The following is a 12,972-nucleotide window of genomic DNA, read 5'->3' on the forward strand; positions in this document are numbered from 1 at the left end:
ATACCAAGAGCGAAGTCAAGGGCTCTTTACTTACGAGGAGTAAACCATGCAGGCAAACTGGAGTCTGATACTCAATGTGTTATTACTCATTGGTGTAGTGGTTGCTATTGGCCGCCTGATGAAAGCCAGAAGGCAGAGTTTAAACCACACGGCTTATCAACCCTCACTGGGTCAGGCCGCCGAACCGAAGCATTACGATGATATAATTGCCATTCGTAAAGTCAACCTTCAACCGAAGGAAGATGTTGACGAACTGCCTGAATTCACTATAAAAACCCAGTCAACGGAGGGTCCATCCATTGCTCTGGATGAACAGGACACCCCCGGTACGGTTGAAACGCGTGTCGATATCCGCCCAATCGAGGCCCGTAGCGAGAACCGGCCTGCGCTCGATTCACGCCCCATGGAAGCAAGACCTGTCACTAAAAATGATCCTGGTCAATCGATCATGATGTTTCTGCTGGCAAAAGAAAACCGCCAGTTGGCAGGCTATGAACTGCTGCAAACCGTATTGGCAGCTGGTCTTCGTTTTGGTGAAGGGCATTTGTTTCACCGTCATCAGCAGGCCAATGGTCAGGGGCCTGTGTTATGCAGTCTGGCCGCCGCGACCGCGAGCGGGGTGTTTGATTTGCAGAATATCGGCGCATTCAGTGTACGCGGCCTGTGCCTGTTCATGCACACCTCCGGTAATTCCACCATTGATGCTGAACGCTTTACCATCATGCTTGAAACCGCCAAACAATTAAGCGATGGCCTCGATACGCATCTGTTGGACGACATGCGGCGTCCTTTAAATGACGAAAGCCTGGCCCGTTACCGTCGTGTACTGAATATTCCCAGTGAACACGAACTCTCGGCCCTGGCTTGATTGCCGTCCTCAATTCATGCAATTGACGCTCAAGGTCAAACCGGCCAGCCGCGTCAATGCCTTGTTCCTAAATAACAACCAGGATCTTTTACTTGAACTCAAAGCCAGCCCGCAAGAGGGCAAAGCCAATAAAGAACTGGTGGTTTACCTCGCCCGATTGCTGGGGTTGACACAAAAACAGGTGGTGATTGGCAGCGGCCATCATGCGCGGGATAAAAAAATTCGCCTGCTGGTCGAAGAGGCTCGGCAAAATCAGGTCATCCAGCGCCTGGATAAAGTGCTCACCATGGCCTGATTTTATAAATTTTGCACAATTTGCTCAGAGGTTGAGGGCTACTCTGGTGAGTTGGCACAATAACCATTACACTAAGCATTTTAACCCCTTGCAATCATTATGAACTTAAAAACAATTGCCGAGCTTTTGGGTTGCGCTCCTGCGCCAGACATGGAAATCCATGGCATCGCCATCGACAGCCGCCTGGTAAAACCGGGTGAATTATTCATTGCCCTGCGAGGTGACCGCTTTGATGGTCATGATTTCATTGCCGAGGCGGCAGCCAAAGGCGCGGCAGCGATTGTTTGCGAGCAGGCCTGCCCTGGAATTGCCGTACCGCAATGGGTTGTTCCCTCAAGTCTTGATGCCCTGGCTAAACTGGCCGCCAGCCATCGCCGCCGCATGGATTGCCGGGTAATTGCGTTGACCGGCAGCAACGGTAAAACCACGGTCAAGGAAATGATTGCAGCCATTCTTCCGCCGCCTTCTCTGGCAACCCGCGGCAATCGCAATAACCACATTGGTGCGCCCTTAACGGCCCTTGAACTTAAACCGGAACACCGTTATGCCGTGTTTGAGCTTGGTGCCAATCACCCGAAGGAAATTGCTCATACTGTGGCGGTTGTGCAACCGCAAGTGGCGCTCATCAATAACATTGCCCCCGCGCATATTGAAGGGTTTGGCTCGATTGACGGCGTTGCCAGGGCTAAAGGCGAGATCTATGAGGGCCTGCCTTGCGAGGGTACGGCCGTGGTGAATGACGATGACGAGTATGCCCATTTTTGGGATGGTCTCTTAGACGGTAAAAACGTGTTGCGCTTTTCTCTGAACAAGCCGGTTGATGCCTATGCCCGCGATACCGTGTTTGATGAACGGGGTTGTGCCCGGTTTACTCTGGTATTGCCTTGCGGTGAGGCTCAAATCCAGTTACAGGTTCCCGGCGAACACACCATTCGTAATGCCCTGGCGGCGGCGTTGTGCTGCTTCGCCGCCGGTATAGGGTTGCCGGACATTGCCCGCGGCTTAAACCAGTTTCAAGGGGTGGCGGGACGCATGACCTATCTGCACGGCCATAATGATGCCCTTGTCATTGATGACACCTACAATGCCAACCTGCGTTCGGTTCTGACGGCCGTTGATGTCCTGTCTAAACGGCAGGGCCGCCGTATTCTGGTGTTGGGCGACATGGGGGAACTGGGTGCATGGACACAGCAGCATCATGAAGAAATCGGGCGGGTGGCGCAAAGCAAAGGCATTGATTTGCTGATGACCTGCGGCAAGCACAGTGAGTTCAGCAGTAAGGCCTTCGGAAAGCCGGCTTGCCACTATCAGACGCAGGACGATCTGGCCCGGGATTTGCTGCCGCATCTGAATAAAGACACCACGGTGCTGGTGAAGGGGTCACGGTCGGCGGCGATGGAGAAAATTGTGCATAGACTGGTGGGTTGATGAATCCAATTATGCTATGCTTGGCAACTTTTTGCACGGCCTGATACCGGCTGCAATCGAATCAATCTGACAAAGAGGAACAGACAACATGCTTTACTGGTTAACGCAGTTATTTCAAGGACAATATCATGCGTTCAGGGTTTTCCAATACATTACGTTTCGCTCCATCCTCGCGGCGTTAACCGCGTTGCTGGTGGGATTGTTTTGCGGCCCCATGATGATTAAATGGCTGAGAAATCTCCAGATCGGCCAAATGGTCCGCAACGATGGTCCGCAAACGCATTTATCCAAAGCCGGGACGCCCACCATGGGCGGGCTGCTGATTTTAGTGGCCATTACCTCCAGTTGCCTGTTGTGGGGCGATTTGCGGCAACCGGCGCTTTGGTTGGTGCTATTGGTCACCTTAGGATTCGGCGCCATTGGCTGGGTTGATGATTACCGCAAGGTGGTGCGTAAAAACAGCCGTGGCTTACCTGCGCGCTGGAAATATTTCTGGCAATCCGTGGTCGCCATCCTCGCAGTCACTTTCCTATATTTTAATGCCAGCATCCCGGTTCAGACCCAATTGTCTATTCCTTTCTTTAAAAACTGGCTCATTACCTTAGGCCCTTTATTCCCGGTTCTGGCGTATTTCGTGGTCGTCGGCAGCAGTAACGCGGTGAATTTGACCGACGGCCTGGATGGTCTGGCCATCATGCCGATTGTCATGGTTGCCGGTGCGCTGGGGATTTTTGCCTACGCCAGCAGCAATGCCTTGTATGCTCATTACCTGGCCATCCCCTACATTCCCAATACCGGCGAGTTGACGATTTTCTGTTCGGCCATCGTCGGCGCGGGATTGGGCTTTTTGTGGTATAACACTTACCCCGCCCAGGTTTTCATGGGCGATGTCGGGTCACTCGCTTTAGGTGCAGCCCTGGGGATTGTCGCTATCGTGGTCAGGCAGGAACTGGTGCTTTTAATCATGGGCGGCCTTTTTGTGATTGAAACCCTGTCGGTTATCCTGCAGGTAGGCTATTTCAAGTACACCGGTGGTAAACGCCTGTTCCGTATGGCGCCCTTGCATCATCATTTTGAATTAAAAGGCTGGTCTGAGCCTAAAGTGATTGTGCGGTTCTGGATTATGACGGTTATTTTTGTCCTTTGTGGTTTGGCAACCTTAAAATTACGATAGGCGAATCATGAATCAACCATGTTATCTCGTTGCAGGTCTCGGTAAAACAGGACAGTCCATCGCCCGTTATCTCAAGCGGCGTAATGAGCCGTTCATTGCGTTTGATACGCGAAATCAAGTCGAAGGATTGGCCGATTTCCACTCGGAGTTTCCTGGCGTTGACGTGTTTTTAGGGCAATTGCCATCGACCGTTTACCCTCATCTTAAAGCCATCATTACCAGTCCAGGCGTGTCGCTTGAGGAACCCTTCCTGACGCAGGCCTATGAACGCGGTATTCCTGTGTATGGCGACATTGAATGCCTGGTGCGCGAAATCACAGCGCCGGTGATTGCCATAACCGGAACCAACGGCAAATCCACCGTCACCATGCTGGTCGGCGAGATGGCTAAAGCCGCAGGCCTCCATGCGGCGGTGGCTGGGAATATTGGCACGCCTGTTCTCGATCTGCTGGATAAGGGCATGGACTATGATCTGTGGGTGCTTGAATTGTCGAGCTTTCAACTGGATTTAACCCATTCTCTGGCGGCAAGGGCGGCCACGATTTTAAATGTTACCCCGGACCATCTCGACAGACACCACACCATGGCGGCTTATACCGAGTCCAAACAGCGTATTTACAAGCAGGCTGAGTTGCTTATTTACAATCGCGAGGACAAGGCGACAGTGCCTGAAACGGACGATGCCCAACGCACAAGTTTCGGGTTGGATAAGCCAGAGACGGGGCACTGGGGAATTGTTTATGACGGTACAGACGCTTTTTTGGCCTATGGCGAAGAACGATGGCTTGCCGTGGACGAGTTGCGCATTAAAGGCACCCACAATTGGCAGAATGCCTTGGCCGCCTGTGCCTTAGCCCGTGCCGCAGGCATTGATCGCGACGCCATGATCACCGTATTAAAAACCTTTGCCGGCTTACCGCACCGTTGCCAGTGGGTAAGAGCCCTGCAGGGGGTGGACTGGATTAATGACTCCAAGGGAACCAATATCGGCGCTACCCAATCAGCCATTACCGGCATTGGCGGCGCCATGCAGGGTAAAATTGTTCTGATTGCCGGCGGTTTGGGTAAGGGCGCGGATTTTACCGAGTTACGTCAGCCCGTCAGCCGCTATGTCCGCTCAATGGTGTTGATTGGTACCGATGCCGACAAGATTGAGAAGGCGGTGGGGGATTTATTGCCTGTCTCCCGTGCCGCTTCTTTGGACGAAGCGATTCATCAGGCGAAGCGTCAGGCTCAGGCGGGGGACGTGGTGCTGTTGTCGCCAGCCTGCGCCAGCATGGACATGTTTCGTGATTTTAATCATCGCGGCGAACTGTTTGCCAACCTGGTAGGGAAATTGTGAGCGCCATGCAACCCCGTCATTACACGCAACGTGGAAAACCAACCCACAAACCCTTAGCCCTTTATGACAAATGGATGATGGGGGCGGTGCTGGGCCTGCTGATCATTGGTCTGATGATGGTGGCTTCCAGTTCCGTCATGATTTCCACCAAGTATTATCATCAACCCTTTCATTTTCTCATTCGTCAATGCTGCTATCTGGCGGCCGGCTTTCTGGTGGCGCTGGTGGTGATGCGCATTGACAGTCAAATCTGGGAAAAACTGAGCATGCCGCTGCTGCTGGCCTGCCTGGTGATGCTGATGCTGGTTTTAATCCCCGGTATCGGACGTTCCGTCAACGGCAGCCGCCGCTGGCTGGCTTTGGGTCCCATTGGCATTCAGGTGTCTGAATTGGCGAAAATGACCATGATTTTTTACGTGGCGGGCTATCTCGTTCGTCAACAAAAACAGATAGGCGCCAGTATTTTGGGTTTTATCAAGCCCATGATCATTCTGGGCATGGTCTCGGTTCTGTTGTTACTGGAGCCTGATTTCGGCGCCACCGTGGTCATCGCCGGTACCATCATGGCCATGCTCTTTTTAGCCGGGGTGAAGCTGCGTTATTACATTGGTTTGGTTATCTTAGTCGGCTGCTGCCTTGCCATGCTCGCGGTGTCGTCGCCTTACCGGGTCGCACGATTAACCGCGTTTCTCGATCCCTGGGCGGATCAATTTAACAGCGGTTACCAGTTGACCCAATCGCTGATTGCGTTTGGCCGTGGTGGCTGGCTGGGGACTGGTCTCGGGGATAGTGTTCAAAAATTGTTTTATTTGCCGGAAGCGCACACGGATTTTCTATTTGCTGTGCTGGCTGAAGAATTAGGGTTGCTGGGCGTCCTGTTCGTATTAATTTTGTATAGTATACTGGTGCTTAGAGGACTGATGATTGGCTACACCGCCTTTTGTCAGGATCGGCTCTTCGCCGCATTTACGGCTTATGGCTTGACCTTCTGGTTAGGGTTGCAGGCAACAATTAACATGGGGGTCAATTCAGGTTTGCTGCCAACAAAGGGATTAACCTTGCCGCTGTTAAGTTATGGCGGTGCGAGTATGGTGGTTAATTGTGTGGTTATCGCATTGTTATTGCGGATTGATCATGAAAATCGTTGGCAATCTTTGGGATTGAGAAAGCCGACTTCATAACAAGGGGAACGTGGTGGATAGCTCAGGACAATTTCTTTCGCCAAGGATGGGGCGTGTAGAACAGATTCATTTCGTCGGGATCGGCGGTGCCGGCATGTGCGGCATTGCTGAAGTGCTTCATAATGAAGGATATCGCATTACCGGATCGGATATCAGCGAAAACAAAGTGGTTGCCCGTTTGCAATCCCTGGGCATTGCGGTGGCCATTGGCCATCGTGTGGAAAACATCCAGGGAGCCGATGTCGTTGTTCGGTCCACTGCCGTCAGCTCAGATAATCCGGAAATCATTGCGGCCAAAGAACAGTTAATCCCGGTTATTCCACGCGCGGCCATGTTGGCTGAATTGATGCGTTTCCGTCACGGCATTGCCATCGCGGGGACGCACGGCAAAACCACCACCACCAGCTTGGTCAGCAGTCTTCTGGCGGAAGGCGGCCTGGATCCGAGTTATGTTATTGGCGGAAAATTAAACAGCTCCGGCAGCAATGCGCAATTGGGACATTCCGCTTATTTTGTGGCGGAAGCCGATGAAAGCGATGCCTCGTTTCTGTTCTTAAAACCGATGATGGCGGTCGTGACCAACATTGACGCTGACCACATGAGCACGTATGAAGATAACTTCGATAAGCTGCGTAACACGTTTGTGGAGTTTCTGCATCACCTGCCTTTCTACGGCCTTGCCGTGTTATGCCTTGAAGACGAAGAGGTTCGCCGTATCCTGCCGTTGATTCAGCGCCCGACCATGACGTATGGTTTTCGTGAAGAAGCCCATTATCGCGCCATCAATTGGACTCAAACGGGTTTAAGCAGTGAATTTACGGTGTTAAGACCCAGAGGATTAAAGCCTCTGGACATTAAATTCCAGTGGCCGGGACGCCATAACGTGCTTAATGCCCTGGCAGCCATTGCCATTGCTTCTGAGCTCAATGTCAATGATGACGCCATTGTCTGCGGTCTGGCTAAATTCCAGGGCGTGGGACGACGCTTCCAGATTTTAGGCGAACGCCAGTTTGAACACGCCAGCGCGACGGTGGTTGATGATTATGGCCATCACCCGCAGGAGATTCGAACGACGCTCGATGCTTTCCGCCGCGTGTGGCCCGACAAGCGTCTGGTTCATATTTTTCAGCCACACCGTTACAGCCGTACCAAAGATTTGTTTGATCAGTTCGTGGATGTATTGAGTATCGCTGAGGAATTATTGTTGCTGGATATTTATTCTGCCGGCGAAGAACCCATTCCCGGGATCAGCAGCGAAGCCTTGTTAAAGAAAATCCGCACCATCCGCCCCAATGCCCGATTGGTGAATGATCAGAACCTGGTCAAAACCCTGGATGAATTGATTGCCAATGGCGATGTTATCCTCATGCAGGGGGCTGGCAGTATAGGTCAGATGGCGCAAAATTTAATGCAAACCGTGCGAGAACCAGCGTGAAAACAATCAACGGGTTAAATGGTCAGGGTGTTGCTTTTCAAGGGCAATTGCTCAGCGATGAGCCATTGGCAGACTATACCACCTGGCGGGTGGGTGGGCTTGCCCGTCAACTCTACAAGCCGGCTGGCATCGATGATCTGGCTCTGTTTTTAAAGCACCTGCCGAGCAATGAACCCTTGTTGTGGTTGGGGCTTGGAAGTAACTCCCTCATCCGCGACAGCGGGTTTGCAGGAACGGTGATCCTCACTCAGGGCTGCCTTAAAGAAGTCAGTCTGGTTGGCGATCGCCTCGTGCGTGTTGAGGCCGGCGTTTCCTGCGCCACCATGGCCCGTTTCTGCGCCAGGAATCAGTTAGCCGGCGGCGAATTCTGGGCCGGCATTCCAGGGACCATGGGCGGGGCTTTGCGTATGAATGCGGGCTGTTTCGGCGGTGAAACCTGGCAATCGGTTGTTGAGGTCGAAACCATGACCCGGCATGGCGAGAGACGGGTACGCAAACCGTCCGAATTCGCCATTGCCTATCGTCATGTCGCCGGACTGGAGGATGAATGGTTTATTGCGGCCACCTGCCGGCTTTCACCCGGCGAAAAAGATAAATCACTGCAGATGATTAAAGAGTTACTGGCTCGCCGTGCTGAAACGCAGCCGACGAATGAATACAATTGCGGCTCCGTATTCCGCAATCCCACCGGCAATTTTGCCGCTCGCCTCATTGAAGAATGCGGGTTGAAAGGAAAACAACTGGGGGGTGCTGTGGTATCCACCAAGCACGCTAACTTTATTATCAATCACGAAGGCAATGCGTCGGCGCATGACATTGAATCATTGATTGAACTGGTGCAACACACCGTTCATCAGCAGACCGCCGTCGAACTGATCCGTGAAGTACACATTATTGGAGACTAATCATGTCTGAACTGGTCAACCTGGCCTTACTTTATGGGGGCAAATCGGGGGAGCATGAAGTTTCCCTTGTTTCCGCTGCCTCCGTTTTAGCCCAACTCGATGCCCGAAAGTATCGTATTATTCCTATCGGCATGGATAAAGAAGGGCGCTGTTACCTGAATGATTATCAGGAACTGTTGGCGCATAAGCACAGCTTACCGGTAAAAACCGCTTCCTCCCAGGCATTACCCAGCCTCTTGATTGATGGGCGTTTGGCTGTGGATGCGGACGTGGTATTTCCTGTTGTGCATGGTCCCCTGCATGAAGACGGTTGTTTACAGGGACTGCTGGAGTTGGCCGGTGTCGCCTATGTTGGATCGGATGTTCTGTCATCAGCCATCGGCATGGACAAGGACATGGCTCGTCGCCTGGCCTGCGATACGCGTATCCGTTCCGCCCGTTACCGTCTTTTATCCTGGCACAGCAATGCAGCCGAGCGTCAACAATTCTGCCAGAATGTGGTGTCTGATCTTGGCTGGCCTTTGTTTGTTAAACCCTGTTCGTTAGGGTCCAGTGTGGGTATTCACAAAGCGAAGACGATGACCGAACTCGCTCACGCTGTCGAAGATGCGTTACGCTACGATGAGACCATTCTGGTCGAAGAGTTTATTCAAGGGCGTGAAATTGAATTGTCCGTACTTGAAAATACCAATCCCTCCGCTGCGCCGCGCGTCAGTGTTGCCGGGGAGATTTGTGTCCATCATGCGGATGGGTTTTATTCCTACGCGGCTAAATACATCGAAAGCGCCGCAACGGATCTTCATGTTCCTGCTCAATTGGACAATTCCTTGTTGAAGGAGTTACAAGCCATTGCCGGCGAGATATTTACCCGCTTAAAATGTAAGGGCATGGCGCGTGTGGATTTCTTTGTCAATGACAAAACGGGTGATATTTATTTTAATGAAATCAATACTCTGCCCGGTTTTACGCCCATCAGCATGTATCCCAAGTTATGGCAGGCCAGTGGGCTTGGTTACCCTGAGCTGCTTGAGGAATTGATTTCCCTTGCCAGGATACATCATCGTTGCAGGGAGCAACTGGTAACTAATTACCAATAATTGAGGTCGATGGATGGACGGAAGCGGTAAGGGGCAGTTAGGTTATGCCGGCGTGCTGACGCTGTTGGTCGCCTGCGCGCTTTTTTTAGGGGCGCGGCTTGTCTATGTCTTTATCGCTGACCCTGGACGTTTTCCGGTCAATACCATTAAAATTGCGGCAACCTATCAGCATGTTTCCCATCAGCAACTGGAAGAAATACTATCCAGATACCTGGACGCGAGTTTTTTTTCCCTGTCGGTCAATCAATTGCATGCCGAATTAAGCGCCCTGGAGTGGGCAGCGCAGGTGGAAATAGAGCGAATTTGGCCGGACACCTTAAAAATTACGTTGGTTGAAAAAGAACCGGTGGCGACCTGGAATGATGCCATGCTAACCAGGGATGGCGAGACATTTAACGGGGGGCAGGTGGATGATTCTACTCTGCCTCATTTACGAGGTCCTGCGAATCAACAACAGGAAGTCTTACAAGTTTACAAAAAAATGAGTAAGATATTATCAATCTATGGCTTGCACGCCGCCTCGCTGGAATGGCGCGACAACCATGCTTGGGACCTCACTCTGGCAAATGGTGTACAGTTACGCCTGGGAAAACGAGATCTAGAAATGCGAATTACACGATTCTGTAAAGCATATCCTGCTGTTTTTGCAGATAAACCGGAGCAGTTGGCAAGTGTTGATTTACGGTATCCGCGCGGCATGGCGGTGCAATGGAAAAAATAAGCGGGAAGATAATGGCAAAAAAATCAGAAAAAAACATCATCACCGGTTTGGATATTGGCACCTCAAAAGTTGTTGCCTTAGTGGGCGAAATCACGGCTGACGGAACCATTGAAGTCATCGGCATAGGGCGCCACCCTTCCCGCGGCCTCAAACGAGGCGTGGTGGTGGACATTGAGGCCACGGTCAATTCCATTCAACGTGCCGTCCAGGAAGCAGAATTAATGGCGGGCTGTGAAGTCCGTACGGTGTTTGCCGGAATTGCCGGCAGTCATATCCGCAGCCTCAATTCGCACGGCATTGTCGCCATCCGCGATCAGGAAGTGTCGCAGGCGGATGTCGAGCGGGTGATTGATGCGGCCAAGGCCGTTGCCATCCCTGCGGATCAGAAAATTCTCCACATTCTGCCCCAGGAATTCATTATTGATAATCAGGGAAGCATTCGTGAGCCCGCTGGCATGGCCGGTGTCCGGCTTGAGGCACGGGTTCACATTGTGACGGGTGCCGTCAGTGCCGCGCAAAACATTGCCAAATGCGTGCGCCGTTGCGGACTTGAAGTCAGTGACATTATCCTTGAACAGTTAGCCTCCAGTCATGCCGTCTTAACGGATGACGAAAAGGAATTGGGCGTTTGCCTGATTGATATCGGCGGCGGGACAACCGACATTGTTGTTTTTGCCGAAGGGGCCATCCAGTACACGGCGGTCATTCCTATCGCCGGCGACCAGGTCACCAATGACATTGCCATGGCGTTGCGGACACCAACCAAGGCGGCGGAAGCCATCAAGGTTAAACATGCCTGTGCCATGCCTGAGCTGGCCAGTGCCAATGAAATGATTGAAGTCACCAGCATGAATGATAACCGCCCTGGCCGTAAAATTTCAGCCAAGGCTTTGTCTGATGTCGTGTCCGCCCGCTACGAGGAATTATTTACCTTAGTCAGAAATGAATTGCGCCGCAGCGGGTTTGAGCAGCGTTTGGCGGCCGGCATGGTCATGACCGGCGGCGGTTCAAGCGTCATGGGCGCTATCGAGTTGGCGGAAATGTGTTTTGAAATGCCGGTACGCCATGGGTGTGCTCACCATGTGTCAGGATTGGCAGAAGCGACAGTAAACCCTTCTTTAGCAACAGGAGTTGGTTTATTATTGCACGGATACCAACAGCAGTATGAAGGCGGTTATGCAGTTCCGGCATTGAATGTCAGCGGTAAAGGGCTCTGGTCTCGCATGAGAGAATGGTTTCAAGGTAATTTTTAAATTACCCACAGAATAATAAGAATTGAAGAGGGGAGAGGCAGTAATGTTTGAACTAATGGAAAGCCAAGATAACAGTGCCGTCATTAAGGTTGTGGGTGTCGGCGGCGGCGGTGGTAACGCGCTGGAGCATATGGTCGCTGAAAATATTGACGGTGTAGAGTTTATTTGCGCGAACACCGATGCCCAGGCATTGAAAAATTCCAATGCTAAAATTCATATTCAGCTTGGTGATAATCTAACCAAAGGCCTCGGCGCCGGCGCCAATCCACGCATTGGCCGCGAAGCGGCTGAAGAAGACCGCGAGCGTATCCGTGAAGTGCTGGAAGGCGCAGACATGGTCTTTATTACGGCCGGTATGGGCGGTGGTACCGGTACGGGAGCGGCTCCAGTCTTTGCTGAAGTAGCCAAAGAATTGAACATCTTAACCGTGGCTGTGGTAACCAAACCGTTCTCGTTTGAAGGCAAACAGCGTGCCTTGGCGGCTGAGGAAGGCATTCGCCGGCTGGCTGAACATGTCGATTCATTAATCACCATCCCCAACAATAAACTGCTCAGCGTACTCGGCAAAAACATCAGTCTGCTCAACGCCTTTAAAGCAGCGAATAACGTCTTGTTGGGTGCGGTAAAAGGGATTTCCGATCTGATTACCCGCCCTGGTCTGATTAACGTCGACTTCGCTGACGTTCGCACCGTGATGTCTGAAATGGGCATGGCGATGATGGGTACAGGCAGTGCCACAGGCGAACAGCGCGCCCGCCAGGCCGCCGAAGCGGCGATTGCGTCCCCGTTGCTTGAGGATGTGAACTTCTCCGGGGCAAAAGGGATTCTGGTAAACATTACTGCGGGTCTTGACATGTCCATTGGCGAATTTGAAGAAGTGGGCGATGTGGTGAAAGAATTCATTTCCGATGATGCGACCGTGGTGGTCGGTACCGTGATTGATCCTGACATGACGGACGAAATGAGAGTGACGGTGATTGTAACAGGCCTTGGCGACTCACGTCCGCGCGGTCAACAGCAATCGGCCTCAAGCCAACAACCGGCCAAATCCCGTTTTGCAGAGTCTACCCGCAGTGACGGGTCCCTGGATTATCACCAACTGGATCGTCCAGCAGTGATTCGCAAGCAGGCTGCCGCCCCTGCAACCACCACGTCAACCAAGGCCGTATCGGAGTCTGTACCGGATGTTGATTACCTTGATATACCAGCGTTTCTTCGTCGACAAGAAGAGCATGTTGATTAAATAATGGACGGCCTTCGGGCCGTTTTTTGT

At 52.1% G+C, this 12,972-nt stretch carries 12 protein-coding genes; all 12 read left to right on the forward strand.

Annotated features, from left to right (window positions below; all coding sequences use genetic code 11):
* The first annotated feature begins 46 nt into the window (after window positions 1-46).
* The 12 genes from DYE45_RS01970 (at window position 47) to ftsZ (ending at window position 12,942) form a co-directional block, all read left to right on the forward strand.
* Complete coding sequence (locus tag DYE45_RS01970; protein ID WP_108293206.1) at window positions 47-868, forward strand: cell division protein ZipA C-terminal FtsZ-binding domain-containing protein; 822 nt, start codon at window positions 47-49, stop codon at window positions 866-868.
* Window positions 840-1,163, forward strand: coding sequence for a DUF167 domain-containing protein (locus DYE45_RS01975; RefSeq protein ID WP_133138160.1), 324 nt, complete (start codon window positions 840-842; stop codon window positions 1,161-1,163). The genes DYE45_RS01970 and DYE45_RS01975 overlap by 29 nt, the downstream gene beginning before the upstream one ends.
* Before the next feature lie 99 nt (window positions 1,164-1,262).
* Window positions 1,263-2,591: a UDP-N-acetylmuramoyl-tripeptide--D-alanyl-D-alanine ligase gene (locus tag DYE45_RS01980; protein WP_108293202.1), complete on the forward strand. Its 1,329-nt coding sequence runs from the start codon at window positions 1,263-1,265 to the stop codon at window positions 2,589-2,591.
* 88 nt (window positions 2,592-2,679) lie between these two features.
* A complete protein-coding gene (mraY, locus tag DYE45_RS01985; protein ID WP_108293200.1) occupies window positions 2,680-3,765 on the forward strand; it encodes a phospho-N-acetylmuramoyl-pentapeptide-transferase in 1,086 nt (361 codons plus the stop codon).
* Window positions 3,766-3,772: 7 nt separating this feature from the next.
* Window positions 3,773-5,107 carry a UDP-N-acetylmuramoyl-L-alanine--D-glutamate ligase gene (gene murD, locus DYE45_RS01990; protein WP_108293198.1) on the forward strand — a complete coding sequence of 445 codons (1,335 nt, stop codon included), beginning with the start codon at window positions 3,773-3,775 and terminating at the stop codon, window positions 5,105-5,107.
* A gap of 5 nt (window positions 5,108-5,112) precedes the next feature.
* Complete coding sequence (ftsW, locus tag DYE45_RS01995; RefSeq protein ID WP_165481677.1) at window positions 5,113-6,288, forward strand: putative lipid II flippase FtsW; 1,176 nt, start codon at window positions 5,113-5,115, stop codon at window positions 6,286-6,288.
* A 13-nt stretch (window positions 6,289-6,301) separates the two neighbouring features.
* A complete protein-coding gene (gene murC, locus DYE45_RS02000) occupies window positions 6,302-7,723 on the forward strand; it encodes a UDP-N-acetylmuramate--L-alanine ligase (RefSeq protein WP_108293194.1) in 1,422 nt (473 codons plus the stop codon).
* Window positions 7,720-8,628 carry a UDP-N-acetylmuramate dehydrogenase gene (gene murB / locus DYE45_RS02005; RefSeq protein ID WP_115300314.1) on the forward strand — a complete coding sequence of 303 codons (909 nt, stop codon included), beginning with the start codon at window positions 7,720-7,722 and terminating at the stop codon, window positions 8,626-8,628. The genes murC and murB overlap by 4 nt, the downstream gene beginning before the upstream one ends.
* A gap of 2 nt (window positions 8,629-8,630) precedes the next feature.
* Complete coding sequence (locus DYE45_RS02010) at window positions 8,631-9,725, forward strand: D-alanine--D-alanine ligase family protein (protein WP_108293190.1); 1,095 nt, start codon at window positions 8,631-8,633, stop codon at window positions 9,723-9,725.
* 13 nt (window positions 9,726-9,738) lie between these two features.
* Window positions 9,739-10,446 (forward strand): cell division protein FtsQ/DivIB, encoded by a 708-nt coding sequence (locus tag DYE45_RS02015; RefSeq protein ID WP_108293188.1) that lies wholly within the window; start codon window positions 9,739-9,741, stop codon window positions 10,444-10,446.
* An 11-nt stretch (window positions 10,447-10,457) separates the two neighbouring features.
* On the forward strand, window positions 10,458-11,699 hold the full coding sequence (ftsA, locus tag DYE45_RS02020) for a cell division protein FtsA (RefSeq protein WP_058532267.1): 1,242 nt from the start codon (window positions 10,458-10,460) through the stop codon (window positions 11,697-11,699).
* A 43-nt stretch (window positions 11,700-11,742) separates the two neighbouring features.
* Window positions 11,743-12,942: a cell division protein FtsZ gene (gene ftsZ / locus DYE45_RS02025; protein WP_108293184.1), complete on the forward strand. Its 1,200-nt coding sequence runs from the start codon at window positions 11,743-11,745 to the stop codon at window positions 12,940-12,942.
* Window positions 12,943-12,972 lie beyond the last annotated feature (30 nt).

It is taken from the genome of Legionella taurinensis (assembly GCF_900452865.1).
Classification (GTDB): Bacteria; Pseudomonadota; Gammaproteobacteria; order Legionellales; family Legionellaceae; genus Legionella_C; species Legionella_C taurinensis.